General features: G+C 69.8%; 15 protein-coding genes. 10 read left to right on the forward strand and 5 right to left on the reverse strand.

Annotation, left to right across the window (positions count from 1 at the left end):
- The first annotated feature begins 443 nt into the window (after window positions 1–443).
- Window positions 444–1,127, forward strand: coding sequence for a glycerophosphodiester phosphodiesterase (locus ACWDZ6_RS30225; RefSeq protein ID WP_451505363.1), 684 nt, complete (start codon window positions 444–446; stop codon window positions 1,125–1,127).
- 22 nt (window positions 1,128–1,149) lie between these two features.
- Here the strand turns inward: ACWDZ6_RS30225 and ACWDZ6_RS30230 are convergent, their stop codons facing one another.
- The gene (locus ACWDZ6_RS30230) at window positions 1,150–1,701 is read right to left on the reverse strand and encodes a GNAT family N-acetyltransferase (protein ID WP_451505364.1); all 552 of its coding nucleotides are present in this window, start codon (window positions 1,699–1,701) and stop codon (window positions 1,150–1,152) included.
- A 76-nt stretch (window positions 1,702–1,777) separates the two neighbouring features.
- Between ACWDZ6_RS30230 and ACWDZ6_RS30235 the strand changes: the two genes are divergently transcribed.
- The 6 genes from ACWDZ6_RS30235 to ACWDZ6_RS30260 all read left to right on the forward strand — a co-directional run bounded on the left by ACWDZ6_RS30235 (window position 1,778) and on the right by ACWDZ6_RS30260 (window position 6,255).
- On the forward strand, window positions 1,778–2,161 hold the full coding sequence (locus tag ACWDZ6_RS30235; RefSeq protein ID WP_366736149.1) for a VOC family protein: 384 nt from the start codon (window positions 1,778–1,780) through the stop codon (window positions 2,159–2,161).
- A gap of 248 nt (window positions 2,162–2,409) precedes the next feature.
- Window positions 2,410–2,961 carry a DUF5134 domain-containing protein gene (locus ACWDZ6_RS30240; protein ID WP_451505365.1) on the forward strand — a complete coding sequence of 184 codons (552 nt, stop codon included), beginning with the start codon at window positions 2,410–2,412 and terminating at the stop codon, window positions 2,959–2,961.
- A 103-nt stretch (window positions 2,962–3,064) separates the two neighbouring features.
- The gene (locus tag ACWDZ6_RS30245; protein WP_366736147.1) at window positions 3,065–4,000 is read left to right on the forward strand and encodes a M56 family metallopeptidase; all 936 of its coding nucleotides are present in this window, start codon (window positions 3,065–3,067) and stop codon (window positions 3,998–4,000) included.
- 34 nt (window positions 4,001–4,034) lie between these two features.
- Entirely contained in the window at window positions 4,035–4,721 is a 687-nt protein-coding gene (locus tag ACWDZ6_RS30250; RefSeq protein ID WP_451505366.1) for a phosphatase PAP2 family protein, read from the forward strand.
- Window positions 4,722–4,740: 19 nt separating this feature from the next.
- A complete protein-coding gene (locus ACWDZ6_RS30255) occupies window positions 4,741–5,436 on the forward strand; it encodes an HAD family hydrolase (RefSeq protein WP_451505367.1) in 696 nt (231 codons plus the stop codon).
- 165 nt (window positions 5,437–5,601) lie between these two features.
- Window positions 5,602–6,255, forward strand: a complete 654-nt coding sequence (locus tag ACWDZ6_RS30260) for a TetR/AcrR family transcriptional regulator (protein WP_451505368.1) — start codon at window positions 5,602–5,604, stop codon at window positions 6,253–6,255.
- Here the strand turns inward: ACWDZ6_RS30260 and ACWDZ6_RS30265 are convergent.
- The gene (locus ACWDZ6_RS30265) at window positions 6,231–7,742 is read right to left on the reverse strand and encodes an LVIVD repeat-containing protein (protein WP_326648237.1); all 1,512 of its coding nucleotides are present in this window, start codon (window positions 7,740–7,742) and stop codon (window positions 6,231–6,233) included. The genes ACWDZ6_RS30260 and ACWDZ6_RS30265 overlap by 25 nt on opposite strands.
- Window positions 7,743–7,918: 176 nt before the next feature.
- On the opposite strand from ACWDZ6_RS30265, the gene ACWDZ6_RS30270 reads away from it, so the two are divergent.
- Window positions 7,919–8,584: a DUF305 domain-containing protein gene (locus ACWDZ6_RS30270; RefSeq protein WP_451505369.1), complete on the forward strand. Its 666-nt coding sequence runs from the start codon at window positions 7,919–7,921 to the stop codon at window positions 8,582–8,584.
- Here the strand turns inward: ACWDZ6_RS30270 and ACWDZ6_RS30275 are convergent.
- Complete coding sequence (locus tag ACWDZ6_RS30275; RefSeq protein ID WP_451505370.1) at window positions 8,562–9,215, reverse strand: DUF6214 family protein; 654 nt, start codon at window positions 9,213–9,215, stop codon at window positions 8,562–8,564. The two genes, ACWDZ6_RS30270 and ACWDZ6_RS30275, sit on opposite strands and share 23 nt — an antisense overlap.
- 210 nt (window positions 9,216–9,425) lie before the next feature.
- Here ACWDZ6_RS30275 and ACWDZ6_RS30280 point away from each other — a divergent pair, with 210 nt between their 5' ends.
- Entirely contained in the window at window positions 9,426–10,793 is a 1,368-nt protein-coding gene (locus tag ACWDZ6_RS30280) for an FAD-dependent oxidoreductase (RefSeq protein WP_451505371.1), read from the forward strand.
- A 28-nt stretch (window positions 10,794–10,821) separates the two neighbouring features.
- Here ACWDZ6_RS30280 and ACWDZ6_RS30285 read toward each other — a convergent pair whose 3' ends face one another.
- A complete protein-coding gene (locus tag ACWDZ6_RS30285; RefSeq protein WP_451505372.1) occupies window positions 10,822–11,532 on the reverse strand; it encodes an SDR family oxidoreductase in 711 nt (236 codons plus the stop codon).
- Between the two features lie 311 nt (window positions 11,533–11,843).
- Here ACWDZ6_RS30285 and ACWDZ6_RS30290 point away from each other — a divergent pair, with 311 nt between their 5' ends.
- The gene (locus ACWDZ6_RS30290) at window positions 11,844–12,335 is read left to right on the forward strand and encodes an Lrp/AsnC family transcriptional regulator (RefSeq protein ID WP_326648242.1); all 492 of its coding nucleotides are present in this window, start codon (window positions 11,844–11,846) and stop codon (window positions 12,333–12,335) included.
- A gap of 253 nt (window positions 12,336–12,588) precedes the next feature.
- On the opposite strand, the gene rph is transcribed toward ACWDZ6_RS30290, so the two are convergent.
- A complete protein-coding gene (gene rph / locus ACWDZ6_RS30295) occupies window positions 12,589–15,204 on the reverse strand; it encodes a rifamycin-inactivating phosphotransferase (RefSeq protein ID WP_451505373.1) in 2,616 nt (871 codons plus the stop codon).
- Window positions 15,205–15,735 lie beyond the last annotated feature (531 nt).

Raw genomic sequence — 15,735 nt, forward strand, 5'->3', positions numbered from 1 at the left:
CCCACCCCTTGTTCACCTAATGTTTTGCGGTCGGCTCGGTTTTGTGCGTTGGTTACCGACAGACCCCACCGTGCCTGCCCCCCACCCCCACGGCCCCCCGCGCCCGCGGCCGGCCGGCCGCGGGCGCTGCCGCGTCAATCCAGGACGGACGCGCCCACGAGCGAGTGACGCGCCTCGCGGCGCACGGCCGCCGCCGGTAGGACGGACGCGTCCGGCCGGCCCGCCTCGCCCCGGAGCCGTACCGCGTGAGCACCCCGGCCGCCCTTGTCACAGCGCTCATCACCGGTTTTTTCCCGGGGACCCCGGAGGCCGGAGCGAACCCCTCCAACGGGCCGCGCGTGACCGGTTCCATCGCGCAAGCGGGCCGTTAGGCTGCGAACTTGCCGCGCCGGTGCCAGGATGCGCCGCGCGCGGGAGCCGCCGTCGACGAAAGCGAGAGAATCTTGACTTTCCTCACCATCGGTCATCGCGGGGTCATGGGCGTCGAGCCGGAGAACACCCTGCGTTCCTTCATCCGCGCCGAGCAGGCCGGTATGGACGCCATCGAACTGGATCTGCATCTCAGCAAGGACGGCGCCCTCGTCGTCATGCACGACGCCGACGTGGACCGTACGACCGGCGGAAGCGGTCCGATCGCCGACAAGACCCTCGCCGAGCTGCGGGAGCTCGACGCGGGCGACGGCGAACGGGTACCGGTCTTCGAAGAGGTGCTCGACGCCGTACGGGCGCCGCTCCAGGCGGAGATCAAGGACGTGGCCGCGGCCCAGGCACTCGCCGAGGTGCTGCGCCGCCGCGATCTCGTCCACCGCGTCGAGGTGTCGTCCTTCCACGACGACGCGATCGCCGAGATCGCCACGCTGGTGCCGGGTGTGCGCACCGTGCTCATCGCCGGCCGCTGGGGCGCGGACGTCGTGGACCGCGCGAAGGCGGTGGGCGCCGCCTCCCTCGCGCTGAACATCCGCAGGCTGACCCTGGAGACCGTCGAGCACGCGCACGGCGAAGGGCTGCGGGTGATCGGCTGGGTGGTGAACACCCAGGACCATCTGCGGCTGGTGCGCGCCCTCGAGCTGGACGGCGCGACCACCGATTTCCCCGAGATCCGGCGCACGGGCCGGTTCACGGCCTAGCGCAGTTCCTGCGCCTGTCCTGTCAGGACAGTTCCTTCACCAGCAGCTCGAAGACGAGGTCGTCGCGCTGCGGGAGGCCGGCGCGCTCGTCGCCGTACGGGAAGGGGCTCAGCTTTCCCGTACGGCGGTAACCGCGGCGCACGTACCAGGCGATCAGCTCGTCACGGACCGAGATCACGGTCATCTGCATCTCGCGCACACCCCAGCGTTCGCGCGCGACGCGCTCCGCCTCGGCGATGATCTGCCGGCCGAGGCCCGCGCCCTGCAGCCCGGGGCGGACCGCGAACATGCCGAAGTAGGCAGCGTCACCGCGATGTTCGAGCTGGCAGCAGGCGATCACCTCGCCGTCGCGCTCCACAGCGAGGAGGGTGCTGCCACCAGCAGTGACGACCTCGCGCACGGATTCCGCGTCGGTCCGCTGCCCCTCGAGGATGTCCGCCTCGGTGGTCCAGCCGCTCCGGCTCGAGTCGCCGCGGTAGGCGGACTCGATCAGCTGAACAAGTACCGGCACATCGGCCTCGACGGCGTCACGGTAGGTGAGCTCGCCCGAGACCCTGGGTGGTGCGGTGTCCATGGTGTAGCTGTCCGTTCTCCGTTGCGTGCAAGTGTCCGACGAGACTAACCCGGCTGTTCGGCCTAGGGTCCGGGGCATGGTGCATGTGCTGAGCAGCCGGATCCTGCTTCGCCCGTCCGATCCTGAGCGGTCGCGGCGCTTCTACGGCGAGACGCTGGCCCTGCCGGTCTACCGGGAGTTCGGCACCGGTCCCGAGCGGGGCACGGTGTACTTCCTGGGCGGCGGCTATCTCGAGGTCTCCGGGCGGGCGGCGGCGCCCTCGCCCGGCGTGCGGCTGTGGCTCCAGGTAGCGGACGTGACAGCGGTGTACGAAGAGCTGTCGGGGCGCGGTGTCGAGGTGCTGCGGCCGCCGCGACGCGAACCCTGGGGGCTGATCGAGATGTGGATCGCCGATCCGGACGGTCACCGCATCGTGCTGGTCGAGGTGCCGGCCGACCATCCGCTGCGGTACCGCCCGTGAGTGCGCTTCCGCCCCGTGAGCACCGCGACCGCCCGTGAGTGCGCTTCCGCCCCGTGAGCACCGCGACCGTCCGTCTGCCGGGGGGGCGCCGGAAGAGTGAGCACCCCGGCCGCCGGCCGACGGGTGCAGGCGCGCTGGAGGGGCGGGCGCGCTTTCCGGGTGTGCTCCCCGTGTACCCCCGTGCGCTCGCGTAGGTCACGCAGCGCCGGGCATCGACCTCTCGACACCGTCGAAGGGGGAGGTGCGCCGTGCACGGACCTGCGATGTCCGGCTGGTTGCTCGTGGCGCTGTGCGGGGCGACCGGCGCGTACTGCCTTGCGCGGATGCGCAGTTGCTCCGGGGCGGCACGCAAGGCGGCCGGCGGTGAGGCACTGATGGGCTTCGGGATGGCCGCGATGGCCGTGCCCGCCACCGTGCTCGCGGTGCCGGAGTGGACCTGGACGGTGTACGCCGCGGTCTTCGGCGTGGCCGCGCTGCACGCGCTGTGGCCGGCCCGGCGCGGCACCCGGCATCTGCACCATCTCGTCGGCTCGCTCGCGATGGTCTACATGGCGGTGGCGATGGCGCCGGGCGGCGGCCACACCGGTCATGCGTCCGCCGGTGTGCCGCTGCTCACCGGCGCGCTGCTGGCGTACTACACGGTGTATGTCCTGCGCTCGGGCCTGCGGCTGATGCCCGTGCCGGCCCCTGCGGGCGGCGCGGCGACGGCGACCGTCGCCTGGGGCGCCCAGCCCGAGCTGGCGCTCGCCTGCAGGCTCGCCATGGGTATCGCCATGCTGGCGATGCTGTTCGCCCTCTGAACGGCGCGCGGTCCGCCCACCCCCAGCGCCGAAACCGTGTCCTGCGTCACTTGGCTTGCGCGGCCATACCCGCAAGTAGCCGCACGCTCATAGGCTGTCGCCCATGTTGGTCTCCCTCGTGCTCCTGCTGCTCGGCGCACTGGCCGCCGTCGTGGCCCCGCGACTTGTGTCGCGTGCCGACTGGCCGGAGCGCGAGCCCGTGGTGGCGCTGTGGGTGTGGCAGTGCGTGGTGGCGTCCGTGCTGCTGTGCTTCGCGCTCTCCATGATCTTCAGTGCGGCCGCGGCCTGGCAGTTCGTACGGGGTCACGTCTTCGCGGGCGCACCGCACGGTGTGGTCGAGGCCTACGCCCTCGGAGCGAACGAACCGTGGTCCGCCGTGCTCGCCGTGATCCTGGCCTGCGGCGGCCTGTGGACGGGCGCGATGCTCACCCGGGAGATCCACCGGACCCAGGTGCGGCGCAGGCGGCGGCGCACCGACCTTCTAGTGCGATCCCCGCTGCTGCCGGGCGAGGACCCGGGCGGCGAACCGCTGGTCGTCCTGGAGGGCGAGCGGCCCGACGCCTGGTGGCTGCCCGGCACGGCACCCCAACTGGTCATCACCACAGCCGCGTTGCGCCGGCTGAAGGGCCGTCAGCTCGACGCGGTACTGGCCCACGAGCAGGGGCACGCGCAGGCGCGGCACGACTGGCTGCTGCACTGTTCGGCCGCACTGGCCAACGGCTTTCCGCAGATCCCGGTGTTCGCGGCGTTCCGCGACGAAATGCACCGGCTGGTCGAGCTGGCCGCCGACGATGTCGCGTCGAAGCGCTTCGGCCGACGCACCATCGCGCTGGCCCTGGTCGAACTCAATGAGGACCGCGGGGTGTTCGGGCCCTGCCCCACGACGGACACCCAACTGCCGCACCGCGTCAACCGGCTGCTGACGCCGGCACCACGGCTCACCGCCGGCCGCAAACTGCGGCTGACCGCGGCCGCCGCACTGGTGCCGCTGGTTCCACTGCTGGTGGCATTCGTCCCGGCCCTGCGCGCGCTGGGTTAGCCCGGTGGGCCGCTCTGCGGCGAGGATCACCCCCATGAGCTCCCCCCGCCCGGCGCCCCCCACTCCCCCGGCACACGACCCGGTCACCACACCGGCCCGTACGGGCGCGGCGCTCGCCGCCGTGTCCGTGGCACTGCTGGTTCTTGTCACGGTCTCCTGGGCGCCTCTCCTCTCCTTCGACCGTACGGTCGCCGACGGGCTGCACAGCTGGGCGGTGAACGAACCGGGGCCCACCAGGGTGAACCGGGTGCTCACCGACTGGGTGTGGGACCCGTGGACAATGCGCGCCCTGATCGCCGCGGCGGTCGTGTGGCTGTGGTGCCGGGGAGAGCGGCTGCCGGCGCTGTGGGTCGCCGTGACGAGCGCGGTCGGCACGCTCGTACAGCAGGGTCTGAAGTCCGCTGTCGGACGGGAGCGGCCGCACTGGCCGGATCCGGTCGACTCGGCCCACTTCGCGGCCTTCCCGTCCGGTCATGCGATGACGGCCATGGTCACCTGCGGTCTGCTGCTGTGGCAGCTCAGGCGGCACGGCGTGGAGGGGCGGCTGTGGCACTGGAGCGTCGCGGCCGGGGTCGTATCGGTCGCCGGAGCGGGCCTGACCCGGATCTGGCTGGGCGTTCACTGGCCCTCGGACGTTTTGGGCGGCTGGCTGATGGGTGCGTGTCTGGTGGCCCTGTCGGCTGCCGCGTACGAGCGGGTGGTCTTGTCCCGGGGGCGCTGAGACGGAAAGGATCGCGCTCATGGCGATCAAGAGTGTGCTCTTCGACTTCTCCGGAACGCTCTTCCGAATCGAGTCCGTGCGGGACTGGCTGAGCGCGGTCCTCGACGCGCGTGGCAGTGTGCTCCCCCAAGCCGAACTCTCCCGTTACGCGGATGAGTTGGAGGCGGCCGGGGCACTGCCCGGTGGGTCCTTCCCGCAGCACGTGCCGCCACATCTCACGGAGTTGTGGGCGACCCGCGACCAAAGCACGGAGCGGCACCGGGCCGCGTACACCGGTCTCGCCCGGCAGGTGGAGCTGCCGGACGCGGGCCTGTACGACGCGCTGTACGACCGCCACAGGGAGCCCGCGGCCTGGCGCCCCTATCCGGATGCCGGCGAGGTGCTGAGCGCGCTGCGGGAGCGGGGCATGGGCGTCGCGGTGGTCAGCAATATCGGCTGGGATCTGCGGCCGGTCTTCCGCGCCCACGGTCTGGACGCCTTGGTGGACGCGTATGTGCTGTCGTACGAGCACGGCGTACAGAAGCCCGATCCGCGGCTGTTCCGCACCGCCTGCGAGGCTCTGGGGCAGGACCCGCGCGAGGTGCTGATGGTCGGCGACGACCGGCGGGCGGACGGCGGGGCCGCGGATCTGGGCTGCGCGGTCCACTTCGTGGACCATCTTCCGGTGGCGGAACGGCCGACGGGACTGCGGCCGGTGATCGGGCTCATCGGCTGAGACCCACAGCGGCGGAGGCACAATGAAGGCACAACAAAGCCACCCGAACCGGACGATCCCCCGCGTCGTCCGGTTCGGGCAGCACCCCGCTGACCAGGCCGTGAGGCCTCGCAGTGGGACGCCCTGAGTATATTGGCTCGAAGCCAGTCAACGCAGGAGTAAATCATGTCCCCGCGGAGCGCATCGGTCAATGAAGAGCTTCGTCGGCGTTCGCGGGAGCGGCTTCTGCAGGCGACGGTGGAGCTCGTCGGAGAGCGCGGATACGAGGCCACCACGCTGGCCGACATCGCCGACCGGGCGGGCTCGGCGCGCGGACTGGTCTCGTACTACTTCCCCGGAAAGCGCCAGCTCCTGCAGTCGGCCGTGCACCGCTTGATGCACCTCACGCTCGAGGCGGCGCTCGAACACGAGCCGCGCACCGATGACGGGCGGGAGCGGCTGGCACGCGCGATCGACGCGATTCTGGGGCTGACGGTCGACCATCCGCTGCTGATGCGGACCCATATGTCGGGTGTTCTGCAGGCAGAGGGTTTTGTGCAGTGCCCGGAGCAGCAGCGCCTCGCGTTCCTGCTCCGCGACACGATGGAGCGGTACGGATCACCCGATGTCGACGCCGACTACCCGCTGCTGCGCGCCCTGCTGATGGGCGCGGTCTTCGCGCTGCTGCTGCCCGGCGCACCGATGCCACGAGCACGGCTGCGTGCGGAGTTGTTCCAGAGGTACGGGCTGGACTGGGAACTCGGCGTTCCGCCGGACACCGAGCCGCCCGGCGGAACACGTCAGGAGTTCCGGGATCAGTGGTCGAAGTCGTCGAAGTAGTCGGGCTGGGTCTGCACGTTGAGCTCGTGCATCCGCACCCGCTTCGCCGCGTTCGTCCGACGGTCGTCGAGCTTCAGCACGTCGAAGCCCTTGGCGATGTCATTCGCGTAGATGTAGCCGTTGTAGTAGTACGCCGACCAGGCACCGCCGGTCGACATCGTGTCCGCGCTGAGCGGGCCCCGCTCGAAGTAGGCGATCTCCTTGGGCTTCGAGGAGTTCGTGAAGTCCCAGACCGAGACGCCGCCCTGGTACCAGGCCTGGACCATGATGTCGCGGCCCTTGACCGGGATGAGTGAGCCGTTGTGGGCCACGCAGTTCTCGGTGTCCGCCTGGTAGCGGCCGATCTTGTAGTAGCTGCGGAAGACCAGCTTGCGACGGTCGCCCTTGCCGACGATGTCGTAGATGCCGTCGGCGCCGCGGTTCGGCCCGATCTGGGCGTTGCAGGTGGCCGCGCCGCCGCCACCGAGCTCGTCGGTGAAGACGACCTTGTTGGCCCGCTGATTGAAGGTCGCCGAGTGCCAGAACGCGAAGTTGACGTTGTCCTGGACGCGGTCGATGACCCTCGGGTGCTCCGGGTCCTCGATGTCGAACAGGATGCCGTCACCCATGCAGGCGCCGGCGGCCAGGTCCTTGGACGGCAGCACCGTGATGTCGTGGCAGCCGGTGGTCTTGGAGACGCCGGGGTTGGTGGGCGAGCCCGGGTTGCCGCCGCCGTCGGGGCCCTCGCCCGGGAAGAGCACCGGGAAGTTCACGATCGCCGACTTCTCGGGGGCCTTGCGCGGCACCTTGATGACGGAGATTCCGTCGTGCGGCGGCTGGCAGTCCGGGAAGGTCACGCTCGGCGAGTAGGAGGAGACGTAGATGTAGACGTTGCGACGCTCCGGCACGATGGTGTGCGTGTGCGATCCGCACGCGGTTTCGACTGCGGCGACGTACTTCGGGTTGGCCTTGTCGCTGATGTCGAAGATCTTCATGCCCTCCCAGGACGACTTCTCCGTCGCGGGCTGCGAGACGCTGTTGCAGGAGTTGTCGTTGCGCGAGGAGTCGGTGGAGAGGAAGAGCAGGTCACCGGAGACCGAGATGTCGTTCTGCGATCCGGGGCACAGGACCTGCGAAACGGTCTTCGGGGCCCTCGGGTTGCTGATGTCGAAGATCCGGAAGCCGTCGTAGTTGCCCGCGAAGGCGTACTTGCCCTGGAAGGCCAGGTCCGAATTGGTGCCCTTGAGGGCGTCCTTGGGGATGTTGGTGAGGTGCTCGACGTTGTCGCTGTGGACGACCGCGTCGACGGGGGGTATCTCGCCGTTCTCGATGGCCGATCTGGCTTCGGCGGCCTGCTCCGAGGAGACCTTCGCCCGGGCGGGCGCGTCCCCGGGGTCTGGTGTGGCGACCGCGGGTCCGGCCGTCAGCAGGGTGGCAAGGAGCCCGGCCGCGGCTGCCGCCACGCCCAGACGTCTGCGCCGCACTCGGGTGGTGTGCAACAGGGTCACTGCGTCCTCCCTTGTATCCGTTCGGAGTTGAACGGTTCACGGACCTCGGCAGTATCTTCCTTTCCATGTACATCTCAACAGATGGCAACAGAGACGTAATGAAAGTTTCTGATCAACGGTGTGCGGAAGCGTGCTAGGACGGTCCCCAAAAACCCCAAGTGCCTCAGGAGGTCACCGTGTTGAACCGCCGTAGGACCGCGCATGTCCGCAGGTCCGTCGTCGCGGCAGCGGTCACTGCCGCCGTACTCGCCCTGGGCGCCTGCGAGTCGGACTCCGATGCCCCCGCCGAGGCCAAGGGGGCAGTGGGACCGTCCGTAGTGGCACCCGGGAAACCTGGCGAGCCGGCCAGGACACTCTCGGCGGAGGAGGCCGCGAAGGCCGCCCCGGACGACACCCCCAACGCGGCGGACTTCTCCTACGCACACATGATGATCACGCACCACGGCCAGGCACTGCAGATGACCGCACTGGCGCCGGAGCGCGCGGGATCCACGCAGGTCAAGCGGCTGGCGGAGCGCATATCCGCGGCGCAGAAGCCGGAGATGGCCGCGATGCAGGGGTGGCTCAAAAACAACGGCGGGGCGAAGGGGAAGAGCGGTCATGACCACGGTCGGGGCGCAATGCCCGGAATGGCCACCCCGGCCCAACTGGCCCAACTGCGCGCCGCGAAGGGCACGGCGTTCGACGAACTCTTCCTGAAGTTGATGATCACCCACCATCAGGGTGCGCTCACCATGGCCACCGAAGTCCTCTCGGACGGGAACAACGTCCTGGTCGAGGAGATGGCGAACGATGTGATCGCGCAGCAGACGAGCGAGATCAACCGGATGCGTTCGATGTGAGCAGCACTTCTACCGCGTCGGGCGCGTGCACCGTGTCTGGCGCGTGCACCGCGTCGGGCACGCGCACCGGGCCGAGCGTCCGCGCGGGGTCGGCGCGGCGGCGGTTGTGGCGCGGCGCGAGATAACCCTCGTCCCGGGCGCCGGCGATGAGCCGGAGGGACCTGCGGCGGCTCCGCCCGGTGGCGCCCATCACCGCGAGCACGGGATCGCGCCCGTCCTGCTGCGCGGCCCGGTAGACGTCGGCCGCGAGCCTTCGGCCGGCACTGCCGCGCGGCACCGAGGGGCGGGCCCGACGACGGCCGGGCGATGGCGCGTCCGCCCGCCCGGCGGCACCGGCCGCGACCGGTGCCGTCTGCCGGGTACCGGGTTGCTCCACGGTCACCCGGCAGGCGTCCTCGAGCGGATCCTCGATCCGGTCGGCGAGCACGGCGAAGCCCTCCAGCGGCAGCGGCGGGTCCGCGCGCAGGTCCTCGATGGCGATCCGTCCGTCGGTGACGACGGCAAGGACATCGATCCGGGCGCCGTCGGCGAAGGTCAGCCGCACGTTGAACCAGGGCGGGGCGGCCTCGTACGCCCCCCGGACCAGTCCCGTTCCACAGGCGACCGTGCCGCACCCCTGCAACTCCCACACCGGCGGATATGGAAATGCCTCAAACGAGTCATACTGATCATTAGCGTTAAGAAACGTAGTTTCTTGCATAATTAGCACGTAACCAGGCAAATGGTCACCCTCTGTGGCGGCACGCACGCCATGACGCCGCAACACACCCCGTTAGCGCATCTCCCCCATCCCCGCCCACCGGTGCGATGCTGGAATCCCCCTGTGGGAAGGAGCGCAGCTGTGCTTCGCGTCGCCGTCGTCGGATCGGGACCCAGTGGGGTCTACGCCGCGCAGTCCCTTGTCCAGCAGAGTCGGGTGCCGGATGTGCGAGTGCACGTCCTGGACCGGCTCCCCTGCCCGTACGGACTCGTGCGCTACGGGGTCGCGCCCGACCACGAGAAGATCAAGTCCCTGCAGAACAATCTGCGCACGGTGCTCGAAGACGAGCGGATCGACTTCATCGGCAATGTGGAAGTGGGCACGCACGGCCTGGATCCCGGGCGGCTGCTGGAGCTCTACCACGCGGTCGTGTACTGCGTGGGCGCCGCCAAGGACCGTCGGCTCGGCGTGCCGGGCGAGGATCTGCCCGGCAGCCACTCGGCCACCGAATTCGTCTCCTGGTACAGCGCACATCCCGATGCGCCGGGCAACGGCTTTGCGCTCGGCGCCCGTTCGGCCGTGGTGATCGGCGTCGGCAATGTGGCCGTCGACGTGGCCCGCATTCTCGCCCGGGGCGCGGAGGAGCTCCGCGCCACCGATGTGCCCCAGGCGGCGCTCGGCGCGCTCGCGGTCAGCCGGATCCGCGAGGTGCACATGGTGGGCAGGCGCGGCCCCTCGCAGGCGAAGTTCACCACCAAGGAGCTGCGCGAGCTCGGCTCACTGCCCGCGGCGGAGGTGCAGGTCGAGCCCGAGGACCTCGCTCTGGACCCGGCGTACGCCGATCCGTCGGGAATCGCACCCGCCGGCCTTCCGGCGGTCAACCGCCGCAATCTCGACGTCGTTCGCGGCTGGGCCGGGCAGCCGCCGACAGGGCGGGAACGCCGGATCCATCTGCGGTTCTTCCTGCGTCCGGTGGAGCTGCTCGAGCGGGACGGCCGGGTGGCGGGCGTGCGGTTCGAGCGCACCGTTCCGGACGCCGACGGAGGCGTACGGGGCACCGGCAGATACGAGGAGATCGAGGCCCAGCTGGTGCTGCGGGCCGTCGGCTACCGCGGAGTGCCGCCGGCGGGCCTCCCGTTCGACTCCGAGCACGGCACGGTGCCGCACTCCGGCGGACGGGTACTGCGCGACGGTGTGCCGTCGCCCGGGGAGTATGTGGCCGGGTGGATCAAACGAGGTCCGACCGGAGTGATCGGCACCAACCGGCCGTGCGCCAAGGAGACGGTGACGTCGCTGCTCGACGACGCCGCGACGCTCATGCTGCGCCCCGTCGCCGCCGACCCGCTGGACGCACTGCGGGAGTCGGGGCACCGGCCGGTCCCATGGCCGGGCTGGATGGCGATCGAGGCGGCGGAGGCGGCGCTCGGACTGACGCTCGGCCGACGGTCCGTGAAGATTGCCGACTGGCCGGGTCTGCTGAGTGCGGCGGGTAGCGCCGCGCACCTCTAGATCCGCTGGATCCACGGGGCCCGCCGGGTCATACGGGCTGCCCGATCGGCCTGACGACCACGGTGTTGACATCGACGCCGCTCGGCTGCCCGATGGCCCACACAAGGGATTCGGCAAGCTGTTCGGCGGTCAGCAGCACCCCGGGAGGAAGGCTCCCCATGGCGTCCCAGAAAGGAGTCTCCACCCGTCCCGGAGCGATCAGGGTCACGCCGATGCCGTACTCGGTGACCATACGGCGGGTGTTCTCGGCGAGGCCGGTGACCGCCCACTTGGTCGCGCCGTAGATATTGCCCGGGGTGTTGACGAAGCCCGCCACACTGCCGACGAGAACGATCCGCCCGCGCGTCTCCTTCAGGGCGGGCAGGGCGGCCCTGATGAGCAGAGCGGGGCCGAGCACGTTGGTCAGAACCATCTCGCGCCATCCGGCGGGGTCGCCGTCGGCGAGGGTGTCATGGGTGGCGAAGCCCGCGTTGGCGACGACGGTGTCCAGCCGCCCGAACTCCTTGACGGTGGACTCGACGGCGGCCCTGACCGACTCGTAGTCGGCCGCGTCCCCGACGATCGTCAACAGGCCGGCCGGCTTGCCCAGTTCCTCGGCGAACCGGCTGAGCCTCTCCTCGCCGCGGCCGGTGACCGTCACCCGGTGCCCTTGGTCCAGCAGCCGCCGGGCTGTAGCCGCTCCGATACCGCTGCCACCGCCCGTGATCAGAGTGACAGGAGAGTCGGAAGTGTTGGTCATGCCTACCCCCAGAGATCCGCGGCGAGGGCAGCCGCCCTTGCCGTGGCCGGGATTCCATCACTTGGAGCGCGCTCGATGTCAACATGCCCCGGACACGGCCTGCTTGTCGCCGCCGCCGGGGCAGTCCGTCCGGTGTGCGGGCGCGCCCCGCGTGAATCCTCGTCACGACGCCGGTCGGGCCGGGGACTTCACCGACATCAAGAGGTGCTGGTGCCATCCGCCCGCCCTCGCGCCTGAGCTGCACCGACGGGTTAATGTGCGCTCGGCCGTGACGCGACGCGCGGTGTACCCCCGACGGAGGAGATGACTCCATGTCCCGGCGCGGAGCTGAGCTGGACGAACTCGACCGCAAGATCATCGCGGCGCTGATGGCGGATGCGCGGGCGAGCCTGAGGGAGATCGGCGTGGCGATCGGCCTGTCGGCGCCCGCCGTGAAACGCCGGGTGGACCGACTGCGGGAGCAAGAGGTGATCACAGGCTTCACCACGGTGGTGCAGCCCGCAGCGCTGGGCTGGCACACCGAAGCGTATGTGGAGGTGTTCTGCGACGACGCCGCTCCGCCGAGGAGGCTGGCAGAGGTTGTCCGCAACCATCCCGAGATCCAGTCGGCCGTGACCGTCACCGGCCGCGCCGACGCGATTCTGCACATCCGAGCGCTTGATGTCGCGCACTTCGAAGACATCCTCGAACGGATCCGGTCGGAGTCCTTCGTGAAGGCCACCAACAGCTTCATCGTGCTCACGCACCTCCTGCCGGGCAGCCCGGAAGCGGGATCGGGACGCCTCGCACCCGATACCGCTTAACCTCGGGCTTTCACGAGGGGTGCTGTCCGGTAGGTGATCGAGAACGCAGAAAGTGCCTCTGAGCTGCAACGATAGGACGTGCTGAGGGTCCTGTACGTGGTAGCGGAAGAGGCACTTCCCAGGTGAAGAACAGTTACGGGTCGTGTCCGCGTGTCGGCGTGTGCGCGTTGCGGGCGGCGGTCGTGGGGTGGTCATCAACTGCTTGGCGTTGTTTTGGCCCGACGCTACGGAGCGGGCTTCTCGGTGTGGTCGGTCAAGGCAGGATCTCGACGTACCCGTCGGTTCCGTGCACGCGGATCCGCTGCCCGTCCCGGATCAGCCGGGTGGCCTGCTCCACGCCCACGACGGCCGGCAGGCCGTACTCCCGGGCGATCACTGCGCCGTGGGTCATCAGGCCGCCCACCTCCGTCACCAGGCCCGCGATTCCGACGAACAGCGGTGACCAGCTGGGGTCCGTGAAGGTAGTGACCAGGATGTCGCCCGCTTCGAGATCGGCATCCGCCATGTCAAGGATGACGCGGGCCCTTCCCTCGATGGTCCCGGCGGAAACCGGTAGGCCGATCAGGGCGCCGGCCGGCACGTCGTCGCGCCGGTACGCCCCGGTGACGGCCTCGCCATCCGATGTGAGCACCCGGGGCGGTGTGAGCGCGTGGTACGACCGGAACGCGTCCTTGCGCTGCTGGATGAGCTGGTCATCCACCTGGTTCGAGCGCGCGACGTCGTGGAGTTCCTGGAACGTGAGGTAGAAGATGTCCTCCTTCTCGGGAAGCACGTTGGCCTGCACGAGGCGCTCGGCCTCCTCCAGCAGGGCCTGCTTGTAGACGAAGTAGCGGCTGACGATGCCGTATTTCGGGTACTCCCGGTACCCGATGAAGGTTCTGACCCGGTCGATCATCCGCTTGGCCTCGGCGGCTTTCCGGTCTCCGTCCGGCAGGGCCCGCAAGCGTGACAGCACGTCCTGTTCCTTCTTCTGCGCCTTCTGCCGCCCTTGCTCGAAGCGCCGCTCGGCGACGCCCGGCTCGAAGTTCCTGACGTTGTCGAGGATCACGGGCACGAGCGTGGTGGGGCGCTCGCGCCAACGCGGCCTCGTGATGTCGATCTCGCCGACGCAGCGCATGCCGTACCGGTCGAGGTAGGCCTCGATGGCGTCGCGCGCTTCGGTCCCGCCCGCGAGCTTCGCCAGCTCGTCCAGGAAGCCCTCGTCCTCGACGCCCTGCAGGAACGCCACCACCTCCGGCTGCGGGCGGATCACGTCCGCGACATCGAGCAGCGCCAGTCCCATCTCAGACGTGACGTTGTCGGGGGCGGACAGCGTGAGCGTGTCAGCCGCGTTCTTCTCGCCCAGCCACTCCTGCAGCTTGTCGTTGAGCCACCACGTGGCCTCCATCCCCGCCATGATCGCCTGCATGCTCAGCGGATCACTCAGGACCCGCTTGTGCTCCGCGAAGGCCTCCAGCAGGAAGTCGAACAGCGCCGGTCCGGTCTTCGTCCGGATGTCGCGCTCCAGGGCGGCGATGGACACCTGGCTGCGCTCGATCAGCTCGGTGACGATGGCCGGATCGTTCTCGATCGGGGCGGACGCACCGCCGGCCCGCGGCCCGCCGGGACCCGCGTCCGGGAGCGACGGGACGAAATCGTCGCGGTCGAGGACAGTCTCCAGAGCGTCCCTGACCAGCGGATCGCCTCTCCCCACGACGTCCAGGAGACCGGCGCGGCTCGCGGGCGAGGCCAGTCGTCGGGTGACGTCGACGAACAGCCTCCCGCCGGCCTCGTGCATCGGCACCATGGCCGTCAGCTGCCACATGGAGAGCCCCAGGGGCTTCATGGGGTCGGTCATCATCTGCTGATGACCGACGGAGACGTAGACGTGGTTCTCCTGGTCGCCGGCCTCGGGGATGTCGCCGGTCCCGGGGATGGGGAACAGCGTCGTGATCGGCCGGCTCTGAACGATCTGGAAGTCATCGTCGACCAGGCACCATTCGATGTCCTGCGGGCGGCCGAAGTGCGCCTCGATCCGCCGCCCGAGCTGCACGAGCCGCACGACCTGCGCATCCGTCAGCGCCGGCTGCTCCTGCCGCTGCGAGTCGATCGCCACTTCCTGCGTACCGCCGGCCGGCAGGGCGTGAACGGCACGCTGTTTGGCGGCGATCGCCTTGGCGACGACTTCGCCGTGTCGCACCTTGAAGACGTCCGGGTTCACCAGGCCGGAGACCAGGGCCTCGCCGAGGCCGAAGCCGGCGTCCACGGTGGCGACCTTCCGGTTGCCCGTGACGGGGTCGGCAGTGAACAGGATGCCGGCCGCATGCGGGAAGACCATCTGCTGCACGACCACGGCCATGCGGACCGTACGGTGGTCGATGCCGTTCCGCTGGCGGTAGATCACGGCCCGCTCGGTGAACAGCGAGGCCCAGCACCGGCTGACGTGCTGAAGGATCGCCGTCGGCCCCACGACGTTCAGGTACGTGTCCTGCTGGCCGGCAAAGGAGGCCGTCGGCAGGTCCTCTGCCGTCGCGCTGGATCGGACGGCGTAGGCGGCTTGCTCGCCGCGCTGGGCGAGCGCGCGGGTGATCGCCGCCGCGAGATCGCCCGGGATGGCAATCCCTTCGATGGTCCGACGAATCTGCGCGCTGAGCGTGCGGATCGCCTCCCGGTCGTCCGGGTTCAAGCGCGACAACCGATCGATCCGATCGTCGATCGACGGCGCTTCCGCCATGATCCGCCGGAAGGCGTCCGTCGTCACGCAAAAGCCACCCGGTACACGGATGCCTCCGATCCGCGACAGCCCGCCCAGGTGCGCGCCCTTGCCGCCGGCGACCGCGACCTGCGTCTCGTCAACCTCTTGAAGATCCAACACGTACTGCTCGATCACTGCGATACCTCCGAGGCAGCCGTGCTCCGTTGCACTGCGGTGGCCGATCGAATCACCGGCGCCTCCAACTCTGTCGAACCTCTTGTCGAGCACGTCCCCATCCCTGGTTGCCTTCCCTCTGACGAGTCGGCCGGCCGCTCCGCCCAGTCGGGCGGCGCGCACCCCCGCGCCTCCGCGCCGAGCACCCGCAACTGCACTGCCGGTCCCACCACTTGTTCGACGTCACCGCGTCCCCCATACGTCGACAACAACACACGCACGTCGTGCCCCCATTTCCGCAGGTTGTGGCATCGGCCGACGATTCTGCGCCGTGACCCGGGTCTTGCGGCAAGCCCCCCAGCGCGCTATACGTTGAGAGTGGCAAGGAGAGCTCTCCTTGCCTTTTGCCGTCCAATGGAACGCGCGCCCCGTACGGGTACGCGTCGTTGGCTCAGGCGGATGGCCCATCGGCCTACGGATGCAGCCGCGGAACCAGAGGTTCTTTCCCTTGTCGGCAAGGCCCGAACGTCGAGCGCGCCGCCATCTCCCGGA

It is taken from the genome of Streptomyces sp. NPDC002926, assembly GCF_053591755.1.